At 63.2% G+C, this 18,684-nt stretch carries 15 protein-coding genes; 14 read left to right on the forward strand and 1 reads right to left on the reverse strand.

Annotated features, from left to right (window positions below; translation table 11 throughout):
* The first annotated feature begins 13 nt into the window (after nucleotides 1-13).
* The 7 genes from CFE50_RS15360 to CFE50_RS15390 all read left to right on the forward strand — a co-directional run bounded on the left by CFE50_RS15360 (nucleotide 14) and on the right by CFE50_RS15390 (nucleotide 6,075).
* Nucleotides 14-1,141, forward strand: coding sequence for a flagellin N-terminal helical domain-containing protein (locus CFE50_RS15360; protein ID WP_169853512.1), 1,128 nt, complete (start codon nucleotides 14-16; stop codon nucleotides 1,139-1,141).
* 74 nt (nucleotides 1,142-1,215) lie between these two features.
* Entirely contained in the window at nucleotides 1,216-1,575 is a 360-nt protein-coding gene (locus CFE50_RS15365) for a flagellar protein FlaG (protein ID WP_169853513.1), read from the forward strand.
* A gap of 63 nt (nucleotides 1,576-1,638) precedes the next feature.
* Nucleotides 1,639-3,078 (forward strand): flagellar filament capping protein FliD, encoded by a 1,440-nt coding sequence (fliD, locus tag CFE50_RS15370; RefSeq protein WP_169853514.1) that lies wholly within the window; start codon nucleotides 1,639-1,641, stop codon nucleotides 3,076-3,078.
* 85 nt (nucleotides 3,079-3,163) lie between these two features.
* Entirely contained in the window at nucleotides 3,164-3,550 is a 387-nt protein-coding gene (fliS, locus tag CFE50_RS15375) for a flagellar export chaperone FliS (protein WP_169853515.1), read from the forward strand.
* A gap of 17 nt (nucleotides 3,551-3,567) precedes the next feature.
* On the forward strand, nucleotides 3,568-3,864 hold the full coding sequence (locus CFE50_RS15380) for a flagellar protein FliT (RefSeq protein ID WP_169853516.1): 297 nt from the start codon (nucleotides 3,568-3,570) through the stop codon (nucleotides 3,862-3,864).
* A 163-nt stretch (nucleotides 3,865-4,027) separates the two neighbouring features.
* A complete protein-coding gene (locus tag CFE50_RS15385) occupies nucleotides 4,028-5,506 on the forward strand; it encodes a sigma-54 dependent transcriptional regulator (protein WP_286734734.1) in 1,479 nt (492 codons plus the stop codon).
* Nucleotides 5,507-5,853: 347 nt separating this feature from the next.
* Nucleotides 5,854-6,075: a hypothetical protein gene (locus CFE50_RS15390; protein WP_169853518.1), complete on the forward strand. Its 222-nt coding sequence runs from the start codon at nucleotides 5,854-5,856 to the stop codon at nucleotides 6,073-6,075.
* A gap of 43 nt (nucleotides 6,076-6,118) precedes the next feature.
* Here the strand turns inward: CFE50_RS15390 and CFE50_RS15395 are convergent, their stop codons facing one another.
* Nucleotides 6,119-6,871, reverse strand: a complete 753-nt coding sequence (locus CFE50_RS15395; RefSeq protein ID WP_286734736.1) for a YkgJ family cysteine cluster protein — start codon at nucleotides 6,869-6,871, stop codon at nucleotides 6,119-6,121.
* Nucleotides 6,872-7,292: 421 nt separating this feature from the next.
* Between CFE50_RS15395 and CFE50_RS15400 the strand changes: the two genes are divergently transcribed.
* The 7 genes from CFE50_RS15400 to CFE50_RS15430 all read left to right on the forward strand — a co-directional run bounded on the left by CFE50_RS15400 (nucleotide 7,293) and on the right by CFE50_RS15430 (nucleotide 18,449).
* Nucleotides 7,293-8,492, forward strand: a complete 1,200-nt coding sequence (locus tag CFE50_RS15400; protein ID WP_169853520.1) for a sensor histidine kinase — start codon at nucleotides 7,293-7,295, stop codon at nucleotides 8,490-8,492.
* Complete coding sequence (locus tag CFE50_RS15405) at nucleotides 8,489-9,871, forward strand: sigma-54-dependent transcriptional regulator (RefSeq protein ID WP_286734739.1); 1,383 nt, start codon at nucleotides 8,489-8,491, stop codon at nucleotides 9,869-9,871. Before CFE50_RS15400 ends, CFE50_RS15405 begins: the two co-directional genes overlap by 4 nt.
* Nucleotides 9,872-10,112: 241 nt before the next feature.
* On the forward strand, nucleotides 10,113-12,197 hold the full coding sequence (gene tkt / locus CFE50_RS15410) for a transketolase (protein WP_286734742.1): 2,085 nt from the start codon (nucleotides 10,113-10,115) through the stop codon (nucleotides 12,195-12,197).
* The gene (locus CFE50_RS15415; RefSeq protein WP_286734744.1) at nucleotides 12,194-15,013 is read left to right on the forward strand and encodes a bifunctional transaldolase/phosoglucose isomerase; all 2,820 of its coding nucleotides are present in this window, start codon (nucleotides 12,194-12,196) and stop codon (nucleotides 15,011-15,013) included. Before tkt ends, CFE50_RS15415 begins: the two co-directional genes overlap by 4 nt.
* An 18-nt stretch (nucleotides 15,014-15,031) precedes the next feature.
* Nucleotides 15,032-16,009, forward strand: coding sequence for a phosphogluconate dehydrogenase (NAD(+)-dependent, decarboxylating) (gnd, locus tag CFE50_RS15420; protein WP_007160419.1), 978 nt, complete (start codon nucleotides 15,032-15,034; stop codon nucleotides 16,007-16,009).
* Between the two features lie 83 nt (nucleotides 16,010-16,092).
* Nucleotides 16,093-17,649: a glucose-6-phosphate dehydrogenase gene (zwf, locus tag CFE50_RS15425; protein WP_286734748.1), complete on the forward strand. Its 1,557-nt coding sequence runs from the start codon at nucleotides 16,093-16,095 to the stop codon at nucleotides 17,647-17,649.
* Nucleotides 17,631-18,449: a Cof-type HAD-IIB family hydrolase gene (locus CFE50_RS15430; protein ID WP_042132966.1), complete on the forward strand. Its 819-nt coding sequence runs from the start codon at nucleotides 17,631-17,633 to the stop codon at nucleotides 18,447-18,449. Before zwf ends, CFE50_RS15430 begins: the two co-directional genes overlap by 19 nt.
* Nucleotides 18,450-18,684: the final 235 nt, after the last annotated feature.

Consider the following 18,684-nt stretch of genomic DNA (forward strand, 5'->3'; position numbering starts at 1 on the left):
GAGGTTCTTCACCATGACCATGACCGTCAATACCAACGTCGCTTCCTTGACCGTTCAGAAGAACCTGAACAGCGCATCGAGCAACCTGACCACCGCTATGACCCGCCTGTCCACTGGCCTGAAGATCAACAGTGCCAAGGACGACGCCGCCGGCCTGCAGATCTCGAACCGTCTGACCAGCCAGGTCAAGGGTTTGGACCAGGCTGTGTCCAATGCCAACGATGCCAACTCCATTGCCCAGACTGCCGAAGGCGCCCTGCAGGAGTCCACCAACATCCTGCAGCGCATGCGCGTCCTGTCGGTTCAGTCCTCTAACGGCACCAACAGCGCCGATGACCGTAACTCGCTGAACCAGGAATTCGAATCCCTCACCGCCGAACTGACCCGAATCTCCACCACCACTACCTTCGGTGGTGGCTCCACCGCTCAGACTCTGCTCGACGGTACCGCTGGCACCAACGGCACCATGACCTTCCAAGTCGGCGCCAACGCCAACGAAACCGTGAGCTTCACGCTGAACGATATGAGTGCCAGTGCGCTCAAGGGTAGTTCCTCGCTTGCATCGGGTTCCATTGCCAGCGGTAGCTTGGGAGCGACCTTCAACTCGGCCGGCAATACCACGGCATCCGGTACGGTCACCATCAATGGTACGGACGTGAGCTATGCCAAGGGCGCAACGCTAAACGATATCGTATCGGCGATGAACACCAACGTCAGTGGCATAACCGCAGTTGCCAGCGGCGGAAAAATTGAACTGACCTCCAGCAGCAAGATCACCAGCGGCTCTTCTAACGCGGTGGTGGGTAACGTGGTTGTAACTTCCGGGCAATCCATCCAGTCCCTGGACATCAGTTCCTCCAAAAATGCTCAGAAGGCCATCCAGGTCATCGACGACGCGCTCAAGACCATCGACTCCCAGCGCTCCGCGCTAGGTGCGGTGCAGAACCGTCTGGATAGCACCATCTCCAACCTGCAGAGCATCTCCGAGAATGCGACCGCCGCCCGCAGTACTATCCAGGACGCGGACTTCGCAGCGGAAACTGCCGAGATGACCAAGCAGCAGACCCTGCAATCGGCTGCAACCTCAGTACTGGCCCAGGCTAACCAGCAGCCCGCTTCTGTACTGAAACTGCTCCAGTAATTCTGGTAGGCACGAGGGGAGGGCGCTAAGGCGCCCTTTTCCGCGTTGTGTGAATTCTCTCGGAGGATGTTTTGATGAGCATCAACCTTACCTCAGGCCTACCCTCCAGCGCCGTCGGTAACACTCAGACTCCGGCAACGCTGCCGGTATCGCCAAAGGGTGGTGATATGGAATCCAATACGGGTAAGGACCCCAAGGCGGAGCAGCCCAGCCGTGACGTCCTCGATAAGGCAGTCGCTAGTATTCGCTCCGATGTGCAGAACGTTCATCGTAATCTGGAGTTCTCGGTGGACGAGGCGTCCGGTATCCCTATCGTCAAGGTTGTCGCAACCGACAGCGGCGTAGTGATTCGGCAGATCCCTTCGGAAGTCGCGGTCAGATTGGCCGAAAGTTTGAAGGAATCGAGCAACCTGCTCTTCAGGGAAAAGGCCTGAGTTGGCGTGAGTCTTGCTCGGCCAGTTGACACCGCTGGTAGCGTCAAAAATCTGGAGAATACTATGAGCACCATATCTTCGACGTCCTCCACTACGGCTTCTTCCACTTCAGGAACGATCAAGTCATCGACGGGATTGGGAACCGGGCTGGATATCACTTCTCTCGTCGATGCTCTGGTGACGGCGCAGACTGCAGGTAAGCAGCAGCAGATCAGTAGTCTCAAGACCTCGGAGAATGCCCGGCTCTCGGCGGTAGGTAGCCTGACCACAGCGCTGGGCGATTTCCAGATTGCTATCGGTAAGCTCAATAGCACAACATCTTTCGCAGGTTTGACGGCGACATCGTCGGAGAGTACCTACGCGACCGCCACGGTCGATTCCACAGCAGTAGCCGGTACCTATTCGCTCAATGTAACAAGTCTGGCAACCGCCGCTAAGGTCGCAACGGACAGCATCAGCTCCGGTACTACCTTTGATAGCGGGACCTTGACTCTCGGCAAAGGGGACAGTAGCTATTCGATCTCCGTCAGCCAGGGCGCAAGCCTCAGCAACATCCGCGATAGCATCAACAAGCAGAGCACCACCACCGGTGTTTCGGCGAATTTGATCACCGGCGCGGATGGGAAGTCGCAGCTGGTCCTCAGCTCCACCGCCACTGGCGCCAATTCGGGCATTACCCTGTCCGGCTCATCCGGGCTCGAAGCCCTAAACATCGATAGCAGCTCGGCCGACTCTAGCACCCGAAAGGGCAGTATCCTGATGGCTGGAAAGGATGCCAGCTATACCCTTGATGGCTTGAGTCTGACCAGTTCCAGCAATACCATCGAGTCCGCTGTATCAGGTGTGAGGTTTTCGCTGCTGAAGGAAGGCCAGACGACCATCACGGTCGGTACCAATACCGATACTCTCAAAAGCAGCATCCAGAGTTTCGTCGACGGCTACAATGCGTTGATTACTTCGATCAACGGCTTGACGAAGGTCAGTACCACCACGGCCGACGATGGGTCTACGTCCACTTCTAGCGCTGCGTTGGCCAGTGATTCCATGACCCGGAGCCTGGTCAATAAGCTTCAGAGCACCTTGTTCGGTAACTCCTCCGCGAGCGGTAGCTTGCAGACGCTGTCGCAGCTAGGGATCACTGTGACAACTACGGGAACGCTGAGCCTGGATTCGACCAAATTGAGTTCCGGGCTTGCGGCAAATGCCGCTAATGTCCAGGATTTCTTCACTTCCAAAACCGGTCTGCTAAACAAGTTGGATGATGTCGTCGATGTCTATACCAAGAGCAGCACCGGTCTGCTATCGCAGCAGACCTCGACGATCAAGAGCACGCTCACAAGCCTTACTGAGCAACAAGCCACGCTCGATACGCGCAAGGCCAAGCTCACTGATATCCTGACAGCGAAGTACAATGCCATGGATACCCTCGTAGCTCAGCTAAATAGCACTAGCAGCAGTGTGCTGACTACCCTGAACGCCCTGAATAAATCTTCGGATGACTAAACGAATCTGACTAAAGATCAGCGGCTGAGCGCCGATATCTTGAACATCAAGACAGTTCACCTGTTGATTTCAAGGTAGCGAGAAAATGTACGCACGAACCGCAGCGCTGCGCCAGTATCAGAACGTCGGGATTCAGTCCGAGGTCTTCGAAGCCTCGCCGCATCGCTTGATTCAGATGCTATTCGACGGCGGCCTGAGCCGTATCGCCCAAGCAAAGGGCGCTATGCAGAATCAAAAGTTTCAGCTTAAGGGACAGTTGATAGGCAAGACGATCAACATCATCGCTGGGTTGAGAGACGCTCTGAACCTGGAAACGGGGGGCGAACTAGCACAGCGGCTCGAAGCGCTGTACGTTTACATGTCCAAGCGCCTGGCCGAAGCCAACAGGACCAACGACGAGCGGATTCTCGACGAGGTCGCTGGGCTATTGCGCAACATTAAAGAGGGTTGGGACGGCATCGCGCCGGTCTAGTCCAGAGGACGAGAGCCATGGCTACCATTGTTATTTGTATCAATCAGCTGCGCGGTCGGCTGGAACAGGCCCTCGCCGAGCAGGACTGGGAAGCCATCCGTCGTCTTGATCTGGATTGCCGCCTGGCGGTCGATGCTGCCATGCAGGAAGGGCCGGGGGTTGAGACCGAGCTGACATTCGCCTTGCAGAATCTGCTCAAGACCTACAAAACCCTTATCGCCGCCACCACGGCCGAGCGCTCTGCCATCGCGGTCGAGCTGACGCAGGCGCAACGCGCCGATAAGGCAGCCAAGGTCTACCAGCTGTTCGGTTAATCGTCGTCTGCCAGACGGCAGTTCAAAGTTTTCACAATCCACCGCCATAAAATTGACCCCGCCTCACAATTTGTCTTAACTTGCGCAAGATGCCGACCAGTTGGCACTTGGATGCAGGCGACACCTGCGTGTAGCGAACCGACTAGCCGGATGGGGCAGGGATATGTGGCGTGAAACCAAGATCCTTCTGATCGACGATGAAGCCGAGCGGCGCAAGGCAGTGTCGGTCATTCTCGATTTTCTCGGCGAAGATCATCTCGCCTGCACCAGTTCCGATTGGCAAGCCACCCTCGAAGCGCTCGACAGCAGTCGGCAGGTCAGCTGTGTGCTGGTCGGTCGCGTCGACAGTCGCGGCAACAGCGTCGAGCTGCTCAAACAGGTGGTGGCCTGGGACGAGATGGTCCCGCTGCTGCTGCTGGGCGAAACGGCGCAGCCGGAGTGGCCGGACGATGTCCGCCGCCGTGTGCTGGTTTCCCTCGAATACCCGCTGGCGTACAACAAGCTGCTGGACTCCCTGCACCGCGCCCAGGTCTATCGCGAGATGTACGACCAGGCCCGGGATCGCGGGCGTCAGCGCGAGCCCGAATTGTTTCGCAGCCTGGTGGGTACCAGTCGCGCCATCCAGGGCGTGCGCAAGATGATGCAGCAGGTGGCCGATACCGAGGCCACGGTGCTCATCCTTGGCGAGTCCGGGACCGGCAAGGAGGTGGTGGCGCGCAACCTGCACTTTCACTCCAAGCGACGCGAAGCGCCTTTCGTGCCGGTTAATTGCGGTGCCATCCCGGCCGAGCTGCTGGAGAGCGAACTGTTCGGCCACGAGAAGGGTGCTTTCACGGGCGCCATCACCAGTCGTGCCGGGCGTTTCGAGCTGGCCAACACCGGCACCCTGTTCCTCGACGAGATCGGCGACATGCCGTTGCCCATGCAGGTCAAGCTGCTGCGGGTGCTGCAGGAGCGGACCTACGAGCGGGTGGGCAGCAACAAGACCCAGAGCGTGGACGTGCGCATCATCGCCGCAACCCACAAGAACCTCGAGCAGATGATCGCCGCAGGCACCTTCCGGGAGGATCTCTACTACCGCCTCAACGTTTTTCCCATCGACATGGCGCCGCTGCGCGAGCGGGGCGAAGACATCCCGCTGCTGATCAACGAATTGATCGCGCGGATGGAGCACGAGAAGCGTGGCTCCATCCGTTTCAACTCGGCGGCGATCATGTCGCTCTGTCGCCATGAGTGGCCGGGCAACGTCCGTGAACTGGCCAACCTGGTGGAACGCATGGCGATCATGCATCCCTATGGGGTCATAGGCGTGGCCGAATTGCCGCTCAAGTTCCGTTATGTGGAAGACGAAGCCGATCCCATGGTGGAGTCACTGCGCGAGGAACTACAGGAGCGTGAGGCCATGGCCGGAATTGGAACGGTTGAGGTCTCGTCCTCGGCGTTGCTGCCCAGCGAAGGCCTGGATCTCAAGGACTACCTGGCCAACCTGGAAAAGAGCTTCATTCAGCAAGCGCTGGACGATGCCGGTGGCGTAGTGGCCCGTGCCGCCGAACGCCTGCGCATCCGCCGGACCACCCTGGTCGAGAAGATGCGCAAGTACGGTATGGGCCGTCGCGACGACGAGTTTGACGGAGAGATCTAGGGTTTGTCTGAAAAGTCGTATTCGTTACTCTGAGTCGGTGACGGCAGCGTAGGCAAGCATCAGGGGGGCGTTACGACCTTTCGAATGAGTGCGGGGCACTGATGGACGAGACCGTTTCCTCATCCTGAGGATGGGCGCTACGCCATGATGATCGGCAGATGCGCAATGGCATCTTCTGTATCCAGCGCCCGGGCGCCAGATGACCTAGCCTATTCGATCGCTATGGCCCTGGAAGACGGTCTACCAGTGCTCCCGGTAATGGCGCTCGAAGGTTTACCTTTGAGCGTTTTCTGGCGCCTTTGTATCTGAAGCTGCGTCAGGATTGCTATCTAGATCTGGACACCTGGATGATCGATTTCAGTACGATCCGTCCCACACGAACTGCATTGGAAGGTAGAAAAAACGCCGCCTCTGCACTCGACAAGCTGACCAGCAGTTTCAAGGCAATGGTCACTTTGACCCGTATGGACCACTGCTCACGCATCGACTTTTCAAACAAAGGCACCGCTCTTCGAGTCAAGCATCAACTCAACAAGGCGCCGTTGTTCGATTTGACGAGAGCTGGTTAGGATTAAGGTCCTGCCTATGCCGGGGGATCGGCGAGGCTTAGTCTCATGCCGCGCCCAAAGCGATGAATCCATAGTCCGTTTGCGTCAAGGCAGAAGCGATCAGCGCGCCGGTTGCCTTGAGCTGCTCCGCTAATTCGCGGTGCGATACGTGAAGCGCCCAGTCCGTGGCCGCATCCATCGGTGGATTGGTCATTACCTGCTCGGTCGCTGCCAAAAAATCTGCACCGCAAGGTCGGTAGGCGGTGAAGCCATCGCCTTTGAGTGCCGATGTACGAATACCCAAGGCCGTGCAGATCGCCGCCTTCCGACCTATTTCATCGCGATCCGCCTGTCGTGACCGCTCGATGAGCGCGATCAGCTCCACGTCCTGCAAGCGCCCGCCGTGAATCAACGTCGGCCCCTGTTCCCAGGCGTGCGGCGGGCAGTCTTTCATATGGGGTCTCAAGGGAAGATGCGGATTGATCTCCATTGGATAGATACGGCAAACCAAGGGCCGCTCTTCATAAATTGAGCAGCGGTTGTCGGCATCCAAGCGCATGCAACGCCCTGGGTTATAGGCGGCGAAGGTAATAGCGACATAGGCGCGCGTCTCTCCGCACCACACCGGCAAAGAGCGCTGCTCGGCATGCTCGCGCTGCACCTGCGAGATGCCTTGACCATCCTCGAGAAACGCTTCGACCAGGACGATCAACTCACCGTGCTGCTGAACCCAGCGGATCGCCTCGTTCAGTGTCAGCGGGATATGGTGCGAGGTACAGCATTTGCCGCATCCTACACAAGAAAAACGAGTGGACATCAGCGTAGCCTCTGGTGTGCAGGGAAATTAACGATCGGCAAAAAAATGTCGCCATCGGTCTGGAGTGCAAGCCACAGCAAGTCTCGCGCCAGCTGTGCTTGAAACAAATGCCCATGTGGCTTTGCTAACTGACAGCTACGACTTTTCAGCCATATCCTAGGCTGGTAGGGGAAACTGAGCGCAGTGCAGACCAACTTTTCCAGTACCGACTTCTGTGTCGAGCTTCGACGATAGAAGGCTCCCGGTCCAAACTGCGCCTGGTATCTTCCTACCAGACCAATCTCATATACCTCTGCTTGTGTGGCGCTCAAAAAATTGGAAAAGGCTGCGCCGTGTTCCACACTACGGCGCTATGCGCGAGGGCGGCATGGGTCTTGCTCCAGCCTGGACAATGTCAATTGTCCGTCGCGAGCCCCAGCCGATGCCTGCGCAAGCCCTTTCTTCCGCTGTCCCCGCCGACGCCACCGTGGAGGCTTCCGCCTCGGCGCAGGCTCGTGAAGCCTTGGGGCAGATGTCGCGCCAGCTGAGCGAATCCTTCCAGTTGCTCGAAGCCCGGATGAATTCGCTGCAGGGCGAACTGGAGTGGGTGTCTGCCCAGCGTCTGCAGGAGCTGGCGGAAAAGGAGCGCTTGGCCAGCCGGCTCCAGAATCTTCTGGACGTGATGCCGGCCGGTATTGTGGTGGTGGACGGTGCTGGCCGTGTACGCGACGCCAATCCAGTTGCCACCGCCCTGCTCGGGGAACCACTGGCGAGCGAACTATGGCGTACGGTGATTGCCCGGGCCTTCGCTCCACGTCATGACGATGGCCACGAGGTATCCCTGCGCGATGGCCGCCGGGTCTCTATCGCCACCCGCTCGCTCGACGGTGAGCCGGGGCAACTGGTGCTGCTCAACGATCTCACTGAAACCCGCCATCTGCAGGGCGAACTGGCGCGGCATGAGCGGCTGTCGGCGCTGGGGCGGACCATGGCCTCGCTGGCGCATCAGATCCGTACCCCGCTGACCGCGGCGCTGCTCTATGCCAGCCATCTGGAGGAGGGCGGTCTGGCGCTGGCGCAGCAACAGCGTTTCGCCAGCCGGCTCAAGGAGCGGCTGCACGAACTGGAGAACCAGGTTCGCGACATGCTGGTATTCGCTCGCGGCGAATTGCCCCTGGCGGATCGGCTGACGCCCGGCGCGCTGTTCACTGCCCTACGCGAGGCGGCGACCCCTCATCTCGGCGACTGTCCCGTGCGCTGGCAACTCGATGCCCAGGGTGGCCTGCTCGCCTGCAATCGCGACATGCTGGTGGGCGCCGCCCTGAACCTCCTCCACAACGCCCTGCAGGCCATGGCGGGCAGTGGTGGCTCGGCGCGACTCAAGGTGCATCTCTATCGCCGAGACGACGAGTTGCGCCTGGCGATCAGCGACGGCGGTCCCGGCATTCCACTGGCGGTCCAGCAGCGTCTGGGCGAACCCTTTCTCAGCACCAAGACCACTGGCACCGGTCTCGGCTTGCCGGTCGCCCTGGCGATGGCCAAGGCCCATGGCGGCCGGCTGACCGTGCGTTCGCGGTTGGGGCGTGGAACGGTGGTGACCTTCATCCTGCCCCTGCTGGCGCGCGAGGAGATCTCGGCATGACCCTGCCCATCCTGCTGGTGGAAGACGACCGCGCCCTGCGTGAAGCCCTGGCCGATACCCTGGAGCTCGGCGGTTACCGCTATCGCGCCGTGGACAGCGGTGAAGCAGCATTGCTGGCGCTGGCCGAGGAGCCCTTCGGCCTGGTGATCAGCGACGTCAACATGCCCGGCATCGACGGTCATCAATTGCTGGCCAGTATCCGGCTGCGCGATCCGGCGCTGCCGGTGCTGCTGATGACCGCCTTCGGCAGCATCGAACGCGCCGTCGAGGCCATGCGCGGCGGGGCGGCGGACTATCTGGTCAAGCCCTTCGAGCCGTGCCTGCTGCTGGACACCCTGGCGCGCTGCTGCCCCCAGGGGCGCCGCGCGCCCGGTGCGCGTCAGCCGGTGGCGGCCGATCCCCAGAGTCGGCAGTTGCTGGAGCTGGCCAGCCGGGTCGCCCGGAGCGAGGCCACGGTGCTCATCACCGGCGAGTCGGGCACCGGCAAGGAGGTGCTGGCGCGCTTCATCCATGATCAGTCGGCGCGGGCGGATGGCCCCTTCGTGGCGGTCAATTGCGCGGCCATCCCCGATCACCTGCTGGAAGCCATCCTCTTCGGTCACGAGAAGGGCGCCTTCACCGGCGCCATCGCCGCCCAGCCGGGCAAGTTCGAACTGGCCCAGGGCGGTACCCTGCTCCTGGACGAGATATCCGAGATGCCGTTGGGGCTGCAGGCCAAGCTGCTGCGGGTCCTGCAGGAGCGCGAGGTGGAGCGGGTCGGGGCGCGCAAGCCGCTGGCGCTGGATATCCGCGTGGTGGCCACCAGCAACCGCAGGCTGGCGGAGGAGGTGGCTGCCGGGCGCTTCCGTGAAGACCTCTTCTATCGACTGTCGGTCTTTCCGCTGTCCTGGCTGCCGCTGCGCGAGCGACCGGCCGACATCGTGCCCCTGGCCGAGCGGCTGCTGGCGGTCCAGGCCGCGCGGATGAATCGCCCGGTACCGGCCCTGAGCGCCGCCGCGCGCCAGGCCCTGGCCGAGCATCCCTGGCCGGGCAATGTGCGCGAACTGGACAATGCCGTGCAGCGGGCGCTGATCCTGCAACCGGGCCACCAGCTCCAGGCCGAGGATTTCGGACTGCACTGGCTGGCGACCGGTGTCTCCCAGACGCCTGTCGCAGCGCCCGTACCGACGTCAGGCGTGGCCGAAGCTATGCGTCCATTGGACGCCGATCTGCGCGATCGGGAATTCCAGGTGATCCTCGATACCCTGAAGGCCGAACGCGGCCGCCGCAAGGAGACCGCCGAGCGCCTGGGCATCAGTGCTCGCACCCTCAGGTACAAGCTGGCGCAAATGCGTGATGCCGGGCTGGACGTGGAGCAGGAATTGCTCGCCGGTTGCTGAGCGCGCAAGTCGATAGCCGGCTATCTACCCAGAGGGAACCAACCGTCTAAGGCGCTGTTCTAGAGAAAGGATCGCGACTGCGGCGTGGGGTCGCAGAGGAAGCTTGCCCCCGCCGTCCCGGACCCCGTCCGGCCGCTTTGCTTTCTTCTCCTAGGCGCTGCTTGTGCTGAAAACGGTTTCATGGACGGTGCTTGCCGTTTTTGCCGCGGGTGGCGCGCCTGCCAGCACGAGGACGCTTGCCATGGGTTCCACCGCACCTTCCAGCTCCAACGCCGATCTATTGACCATCAATACCATCCGTACCCTGTCCATGGATGCGGTACAGAAGGCCAATTCCGGCCACCCTGGTACGCCGATGGCCCTGGCCCCGGTCGGCCATACGCTGTGGAGCCGCTTCCTCCGCTATCACCCCGAGCATCCGGACTGGCCCAACCGCGACCGCTTCGTGCTATCGGTCGGCCATGCCTCCATGCTGCTCTATTCGCTGCTGCATCTCGCAGGCGTCAAGGAGATCGACGAGCACGGCACCGCGACCGGCAAGGAAGCGGTCAGCCTGGAGGACATCAAGCAATTCCGTCAGCTGGATTCCAAGACCCCGGGCCATCCCGAGTACCGCATGACCACCGGCATCGAGACCACCACCGGTCCGCTGGGGCAGGGCTGCGGCAACAGCGTCGGCATGGCACTGGCGCAGAAGTGGCTGGCGGCGCGCTTCAATCAGCCGGGCGTGACCCTGTTCGACTATGACGTCTACGTCCTCTGCGGCGACGGCGACATGATGGAAGGCGTCACCGGCGAGGCGGCGTCCATGGCCGGCCACCTGGGCCTGGACAACCTCTGCTGGATCTACGACAACAACACCATCAGCATCGAAGGCCACACCGAGCTGGCCTTCAGCGAAGACGTGGCCGAGCGCTTCCGTGGCTATGGCTGGCACACCCTGCACGTCAAGGATGCCAACGACGCCGAAGCTCTGGCCGCCGCCCTGCATCGCTTCAAGGGCAACACCGGCAAGCCGACCCTGATCGTGGTCGACAGCCTGATCGGCTATGGCGCACCCAACAAGCAGAACACCGCGGCGGCCCACGGCGAGCCGCTGGGCGCGGACGAGATCAAGCTGGCGAAGAAGGCCTACGGCTGGCCGGAAGATGCCGATTTCCTGGTGCCCGAAGAAGCCCGTCATCACCTGCGTGATGCGCTGCTGGAACGTGCCAGTGGTCTCTACGAAGACTGGAATCGCGCCTTCGATCGTCTGCGCCGGGACGATCCGCGCCGTGCCGACGAACTCCAGCGCATGCGTGCCGGCGAGATGCCGGAGGGCTGGGACGCCAAGCTGCCCAATTTTGACGCCGACGCCAAGGGCGTGGCCTCCCGCGAATCCGGCGGCAAGGCGCTCAATGCCTTCGCCGAACAGATCCCCTGGCTGGTCGGGGGGGCCGCCGACCTGGCGCCGTCCACCAAGACCAACCTCAAGTTCGACGGCGCCGGCAGCTTCTCCGCGCGGGAGCCTTCGGGGCGCAACATGCATTTCGGCATCCGCGAGCATGCCATGGGCTCCATCGCCAATGGCATGGCGCTCTGCTACCTGCGCAGCTTCACCGCCACCTTCCTGGTGTTCAGCGACTACATGAAGCCGCCGATCCGCCTGGCGTCCATCATGGAGCTGCCCGTGGTGTTCGTCTTCACCCACGACTCCATCGGCGTCGGCGAAGATGGCCCGACCCACCAGCCTATCGAGCACCTGGCGCAACTGCGCGCTACCCCGGGCCTGCTGACCCTGCGTCCGGGCGATGCCAACGAAGCCGTGCAGGCCTGGAAGATCGCCCTGCAACAGACCAACAGACCCTCCTGCATGGTGCTGTCGCGCCAGCCGCTGCCGACCCTGGATCGTTCGAAGTACGCCAGTGCCGAAGGGGTCGCTCAGGGTGCCTACGTGGTGGCCGATGCCGAGGGCGGTAAGCCCCAGGTCATCCTTATGGCTACCGGCAGTGAATTGGGCCTGGCGATGCAGGCTTATGAGCAACTCAAGGACGAAGGGGTCAAGGCACGGGTGGTTTCCATGCCCTGCTGGGAATTGTTCGAAGAGCAGGACGAGGCCTACAAGCAGTCCGTGCTGCCCGACGAGGTGCTGGGGCGCGTCGCCATCGAGCAGGCCGGTCCCCTCGGCTGGGAGCGCTATATCGGGCGCAAGGGTGCCTCGGTGACCATGAGCACCTTCGGGGCCTCGGCGCCCATCGGCAAGCTGCAGGCCAAATACGGCTACACCGTGGACAACGTGGTCAAGCTGGCCAAGGAACAGGCACAACGCTCCGGGAGTGCCAAATGAGCAATCCACTCAAACAGCTGACGGAGCAGGGCCAGGCGGTCTGGCTCGATTTCGTCAGCCGCGAGTTCCTCGCCAAGGGTGAACTGCAGAAGCTGATCGAGCGTGACGGCCTCACCGGCGTCACCTCCAACCCGTCGATCTTCGAGAAGGCCATGGGGCATGGCAGTGACTATGACGCCAGCCTCAAGGCCTTTCTGGAAAAGGCCGATGCCGAGCCGGTGGATGTCTATGAGCATCTGGCGATCGAGGACATCCAGCAGGCCGCCGACATCCTGCGGCCGGTCTACGATCGCCTCGAAGGCCGCGATGGCTACGTGAGCCTGGAGGTCTCGCCCTATCTGGCGCTGGATACCCGTGCCACCCTGGAAGAGGCGCGCCGCCTCTGGCAGGCGGTGGACCGGCCCAATCTCATGGTCAAGGTGCCGGGTACGCCCGAGGGTGCCGTGGCCATCCGCAAACTGATTGAAGAGGGGATCAACGTCAATGTGACCCTGCTGTTCGATCGCAACGCCTACATGGCGGTGGCGGAGGCCTATATCGCCGGTCTGGAAGCCCGCCTGCATCGCGGTGAAGACATCTCCCGTCTCGCCAGCGTGGCGAGCTTCTTTATCAGCCGGGTCGATGGCGTGCTGGACAAGCTGATCGACGAGCGCAAGGGCGAGGACGCCGAGCTGGGCGGGCTGCGTGGCAAGATCGCCATCGCCAACGCCAAGCTGGCCTATCAGGACTACCTGCGGCTGATCCGGTCGCCGCGCTGGAAGGTTCTGGAAGCCAAGGGTGCGCGCCCGCAGCGTCTGCTGTGGGCCTCCACCGGCTCCAAGGATCCGGCCTATCCGGATACCCTCTATGTCGATCAGCTGATCGGTCCGGATACCGTCAACACCATGCCGCCCAAGACCATGGACGCCTTCCGTGACCATGGGACGGCGGCCCCCATGCTGAGCACCGATATCGAAGCCGCGCAGCGCGTGGTGGATGCGATCGCCCGTTTCGGGCTGGACCTGGATGGCGTGGCCAAGCGGCTGGTCAAGGACGGTGCCCGCCAGTTCGAGGACGCCGCCGATGCGCTGCTGGGCGCGGTCGGCCAGAAGCGCATCGATTTCCTGGGTGAGTGCCTGAATACCGCGGACTATCGCCTGCCCGATGCGCTGAATGAAGCGGTGGAAAAGCGTCTCGACGAGGCACGCCGTGAAGGCTGGTCCCGTAGGCTGTGGCAGGGCGATGCCTCGCTCTGGACCGGTCGCGACGAGGGCCAGTGGGTTGGCTGGCTGGCCGCGGCCCAGGGCCGTCAGGCTGACCCCAAAGCCTTGGCAGCCCTGGCTGAAGCGGCCCGGCAAGAGGGCCTGGATACCGTGGTGCTGCTGGGCATGGGCGGTTCGAGCCTGGGTCCGGAGGTGCTGGCCAATACCCTGGGCACCGCGCCAGGCGGGCTCACGCTCAAGGTGCTCGATTCCACCGATCCGGCGCAGATCGCCGCCCTGGAAGAGCAACTGGACCTGCACAGGACGCTGTTCCTGGTGTCGAGCAAATCCGGCTCGACCCTGGAGCCGGAAATCCTGCGCGCCTATTTCCATAAGGCTGTCGAGCAGGCCCTGGGTGCGGAAGCGGCCCAGCGGCGCTTCGTGGCCATTACCGATCCCGGCTCCAAGCTCGAAGCCAGTGCCACGGCCGAGGGCTACCGGGCTATTTTCCAGGGCGATCCCCATATCGGTGGACGCTATTCGGTGCTGTCGGTATTCGGCATGGTGCCCCTGGCGCTGCTCGGCCATTCGGTGGCCGATTTCTTCCAGGTGACCCAGCCCATGGTGCTGGCCTGCAGCCCCAGTGCGCCGCCGGCCATCAATCCCGGCATCCGCCTGGGCGTGGTCCTGGGCGAGGCGGTGCGTGCCGGACGCGACAAGGTCACCCTGATCGCCTCGCCGGGTGTCGCCAGCCTGGGCGCCTGGCTGGAGCAGCTGCTCGCCGAGAGCACCGGCAAGCAGGGCAAGGGCATCATCCCGGTGGACCTGGAGCCGCTCGGTGAGCCAGCCGTCTACGGGGCGGATCGGGTGTTCGTCAGCCTGGTGCTGGCGGGCGAAGAAGACGCCGAGCGCGACCGTCGCCTGCAGGCCCTGGCCGCAGCCGGGCATCCGGTGGTGGACATCCGTCTCGCCCGCGCCGAACTGATCGGCCAGGAATTCTTCCGCTGGGAGGTGGCGACCGAGGTGGCCGGTGCCGTCATCGGCATCAATCCCTTCGATCAGCCCGACGTGGAAGCCAGCAAGATCAAGACCCGCGCCCTTACCGACGGCTACGAACGCGAAGGGCGTCTCGCCGGCGACGAGCCGCTGCTTGAGGAGGGTACTCTGGCCCTGTTCGGCGATGCCGACCTGCAGGGGCAGGACACCGCCCGCGCGGCGATCAAGGCGCACCTGGCGCGCCTGCAGCCCGGCGACTATCTCGCCGTGCTGGCCTATCTCGAGCGCAATGCCGTGCATGAGGAGGCCTTGAGCGCCATGCGTGATAGCATTCGCGACAGCAAGCGCGTAGCGACCGTCGGCGGCTTCGGCCCCCGCTTTCTGCACTCCACCGGACAGGCCTACAAGGGCGGTCCGAACTCGGGTGTGTTCATCCAGATTACCGCCGATGCCCAGAACGACCTGGAGATTCCAGGGCGGAGTCTGAGCTTTGGTGTCGTCGAGGCCGCCCAGGCCAAGGGTGACCTCGAGGTGCTGGCCGAACGGGGACGGCGCTACCTGCGCGTGCATATCAAGGGCGGCGACATCGACGCCGGCCTGCAACAAATCGTCGAACTGGTCGAGGCGGCGGTCGCCTGACCTCAAGGAGTCATCAGCATGCAATTGGGAATCATCGGACTGGGCCGCATGGGCGGCAACATCGCACGGCGTTTGATGAAGCATGGGCATGAAGTCGCGGTCTATGACCGCAGTGCCGAAACCGTGGCCGGCCTCGGCAAGGAAGGCGCCGTCACCGCCGACAGCCTGGACGGTGTCATCGCCGCCCTAGCTCAGCCGCGGGCCATCTGGGTCATGCTGCCGGCCGGCGAGCCGACCGAGCAGACCATCGCCGAGCTGGCCGACCGCCTGGCTCCCGGCGACGTCATCATCGATGGTGGCAACACCTACTACAAGGACGACATCCGTCGCGCCAAGACCCTGGCCGAGAAGGGCATCGACTACGTCGACGTCGGCACCTCCGGTGGCGTCTGGGGCCTGGAGCGCGGCTACTGCATGATGATCGGCGGCAAGTCCGAAGCCGTCGAGCGCCTGGAGCCCATCTTCGAAGCCCTGGCCCCCGGTTATGGCAGCATCGAGCGTACCCGTGGCCGCAACGCCCCGGACGAGCGTGCCGAGCGCGGCTTCATCTTTACCGGTCCGGCCGGTTCCGGTCACTTCGTCAAGATGGTGCACAACGGCATCGAGTACGGCCTGATGCAGGCCTATGCCGAGGGCTTCGACATCCTCAAGATGAAGAACAGCGACAAGCTGCCGGAAGACGAGCGTTTCGACCTGGACCTGGCCGACATCGCCGAGGTCTGGCGACGTGGCAGCGTGGTGTCCTCCTGGCTGCTGGACCTGACCGCCCAGGCCCTGGCCGGCGACGTCGCCCTGGAGAAATTCTCCGGCTCCGTGGCCGACAGCGGCGAAGGTCGCTGGACCATCGAGGCGGCCATCGAGGAAGCGGTACCGGTCAACGTCCTGTCCGCCGCCCTCTATGCGCGTTTCCGCTCCCGCCAGCAAGCCACCTACGCCGACAAGCTGCTGTCTGCCATGAGATTCGGCTTCGGCGGCCACGTCGAAATCCCGCAATAAAACCCCGGCCGTTCCCCTGCGGAGCGGCCACGGGCCGCGTCCCGGGGGACGGCATCAGCCGCCCTCGCGGATAAGGCCCTGTCATGACCGATTCTCCTGCCGTCACCCCCAGCACCGCCGCCCAGGAGCGCCGCTCCTGCACCAAGGCGCCCACCGCACCGCCGGCCACGCTCTTTCTGTTCGGCGCCAATGGCGACCTGGTCAAGCGACTGCTGATCCCTTCGCTGTACAACCTCCTGCGTGACGGTCTGCTCGACGACCGCACCCAGATCATCGGCGTCGATCACAACCCCAACACCGACGAAGGTTTCGCCGACCGGCTGGAAGCCTTCATCCGCGACCAGGCCGAAGCCAAGGGCAAGTCCCGGGACGAGGCGCTGGATGCCGATCTCTGGGGCCAGCTGCGCGGGCGCATCCGCTATCTGCAAGGCGACTTCTTCGAAGACGCCACCTACCAGGCGGTGGCCGAGCGCATCGCCCAGGCCGACACCTACAATGCCGTCTTCTACCTGGCCACCGCCGCGCGCTTCTTCGGCGACGTCGCCGAGCGCCTGGGCAAGGCCGGGCTGCTGGAAGAGCGTGAAGACGCCTACCGCCGGCTGGTGGTGGAAAAGCCCTTTGGCGCCGACCTGGCCAGTGCCCAGGCGCTCAACCAGCGCCTGCTGGCGAACATGGAGGAAAAGCAGATCTATAGAATCGACCACTACCTGGGCAAGGAGACGGTGCAGAACATCCTGGTCAGCCGTTTCTCCAACGCCCTGTTCGAGTCGTTCTGGAACAACCACTACATCGACCATGTGCAGATCACCGCGGCCGAGACCGTGGGCGTGGAGTCGCGGGGCGATTTCTACGAAAAGACCGGCACCCTCAGGGACATGGTGCCCAACCACCTGTTCCAGCTGCTGGCCATGGTCGCCATGGAGCCGCCGGCCTCCTTCAACGCCACCTCGGTGCGCGACGAGAAGGCCAAGGTGGTCGGCGCCATCCGTCCCCAGACCACCGAGGAGGCCCTGGCCAACTCGGTACGTGGCCAGTACGCCGCCGGGACGATGAACGACAAGCCCGTCAAAGGCTATCGCGAGGAAGAGCGGGTCGATCCCGAGAGCCAGACCGAGACCTATGTGGCGCTCAAGCTGTTCGTCGACAACTGGCGCTGGGCCGGGGTGCCTTTCTACCTGCGCACCGGCAAGCGCCTGACCGCGCGTGATACCGAGATCGCCATCTGCTTCAAGCATGCGCCCTATGCCCAGTTCCGCGACACCAAGATCGACCGGATGCGGCCCAACTACCTGATCATCCAGATCCAGCCCGACGAAGGCATGTGGTTCGACTTCCATGCCAAGCGCCCGGGACCCCTGGTGGAACTGGAGAACATCCGCATGGGCTTCGCCTATAGCGATTTCTTCGAGATGCAGCCCTCCACCGGCTACGAAACCCTGATCTACGACTCCCTGATCGGCGACCAGACCCTGTTCCAGCGCGCCGACAACATCGAGAACGGCTGGCGCGCCGTGCAACCCTTCCTCGACGCCTGGCAACAGGGCGGCGCAGTGGAAAGCTACGCCGCGGGCAGTGCCGGTCCCGCCGGTGCCGATGAACTCCTGCAGAAGGACGGCCGCTCATGGCATCCGCTGACCTGATCCCCATCGACCTGCTGGTGTCGGATATCGACGGCACCCTGGTGCGTGACGACAAGAGCCTGAGCGAGGCGGTGATCGCCGCGGTAAAGCGCCTGCAGGCGGCCGGCAAGGCCATCACCCTGGTCAGCAGCCGCCCGCCACGGGCGCTACTGCCGCTGGTGCGGCAACTGGGCATTGACCAGGCGGTGGCCGGTTTCAACGGCGGCAATCTGGTGGAAGCGGACGGCATCCTGATCCGCGCCCACCGCCTCGCCGAGCAGGTGACGCGTCAGGTGCTGGAGCGCCTGGATCGCGAGGCCTTCGAAGTCTGGTTGTTCGCCGACGACCTCTGGCTGACCCGCGACGGGGAGGGGCCCTACGTCCCCCGCGAGACCCGGGCACTGGGCTATGGACCGACCGTGGTGGACTCCTTCGAACCCTACCTGGATCGCGTCGACAAGATCGTCGCTGCCGGCAGCGATCACGCCGGCCTGGAAGCCCTGGAGGGCGAACTGGGTGAGCGATTGGGCGAGGGCGCCACGGTGCTGCGCTCCCAGCTCTATTACCTGGACATCACCCATCCCAAGGCCAACAAGGGCGACGCCCTGATCGAACTGGCCCAGGCCGCGGGCGTACCCGTGGCGCGCACCGCGGCCATTGGCGATGGCAGCAACGACGTGCCCATGTTCCGCCAAGCGGGCCTGGCCATCGCCATGGGCCAGGCCGGGGCGGCGGTGCGCGAAGCAGCCGACCGGGTGACGGCCAGCAACCAGGAAGATGGCCTGGCCCAGGCCATCGATCAGTGGATCCTGGGGGCCTGATGGCTGGTTGGTGAGGTTGGGCTTCGCTGTGCTCAACCCAACCTGCTTGTCCTGTAGGTTGGGTTGAGACAGCTCCACCGTCGAAGCCCAACAGGTCTGAATTAGCTTCAGGTGGAAAAGGCTACGCCGTTTTCCACACTACGGCCTGATGGGTGAGGTTGGGCTTCGCTTTGCTCAACCCAACCTAAAGGGTACGTAGGTCGGGTTGCGGCGGCTCCATCGCCGAGGCCCGACA

It is taken from the genome of Pseudomonas sp. PGPPP4, assembly GCF_002256045.1.
Taxonomy (GTDB): Bacteria; Pseudomonadota; Gammaproteobacteria; order Pseudomonadales; family Pseudomonadaceae; genus Chryseomonas; species Chryseomonas oryzihabitans.

Excerpts from the sequence above, each read along its gene's own strand:
- CFE50_RS15360 (WP_169853512.1), top strand. The coding sequence starts at position 14 with ATGACCATGACCGTCAATACCAACGTCGCTTCCTTGACCGTTCAGAAG.
- CFE50_RS15365 (WP_169853513.1), top strand. The coding sequence starts at position 1,216 with ATGAGCATCAACCTTACCTCAGGCCTACCCTCCAGCGCCGTCGGTAAC.
- fliD (WP_169853514.1), top strand. The coding sequence starts at position 1,639 with ATGAGCACCATATCTTCGACGTCCTCCACTACGGCTTCTTCCACTTCA.
- fliS (WP_169853515.1), top strand. The coding sequence starts at position 3,164 with ATGTACGCACGAACCGCAGCGCTGCGCCAGTATCAGAACGTCGGGATT.
- CFE50_RS15380 (WP_169853516.1), top strand. The coding sequence starts at position 3,568 with ATGGCTACCATTGTTATTTGTATCAATCAGCTGCGCGGTCGGCTGGAA.
- CFE50_RS15385 (WP_286734734.1), top strand. The coding sequence starts at position 4,028 with ATGTGGCGTGAAACCAAGATCCTTCTGATCGACGATGAAGCCGAGCGG.
- CFE50_RS15390 (WP_169853518.1), top strand. The coding sequence starts at position 5,854 with ATGATCGATTTCAGTACGATCCGTCCCACACGAACTGCATTGGAAGGT.
- CFE50_RS15395 (WP_286734736.1), bottom strand. The coding sequence starts at position 6,871 with ATGTCCACTCGTTTTTCTTGTGTAGGATGCGGCAAATGCTGTACCTCG.
- CFE50_RS15400 (WP_169853520.1), top strand. The coding sequence starts at position 7,293 with ATGCCTGCGCAAGCCCTTTCTTCCGCTGTCCCCGCCGACGCCACCGTG.
- CFE50_RS15405 (WP_286734739.1), top strand. The coding sequence starts at position 8,489 with ATGACCCTGCCCATCCTGCTGGTGGAAGACGACCGCGCCCTGCGTGAA.
- tkt (WP_286734742.1), top strand. The coding sequence starts at position 10,113 with ATGGGTTCCACCGCACCTTCCAGCTCCAACGCCGATCTATTGACCATC.
- CFE50_RS15415 (WP_286734744.1), top strand. The coding sequence starts at position 12,194 with ATGAGCAATCCACTCAAACAGCTGACGGAGCAGGGCCAGGCGGTCTGG.
- gnd (WP_007160419.1), top strand. The coding sequence starts at position 15,032 with ATGCAATTGGGAATCATCGGACTGGGCCGCATGGGCGGCAACATCGCA.
- zwf (WP_286734748.1), top strand. The coding sequence starts at position 16,093 with ATGACCGATTCTCCTGCCGTCACCCCCAGCACCGCCGCCCAGGAGCGC.
- CFE50_RS15430 (WP_042132966.1), top strand. The coding sequence starts at position 17,631 with ATGGCATCCGCTGACCTGATCCCCATCGACCTGCTGGTGTCGGATATC.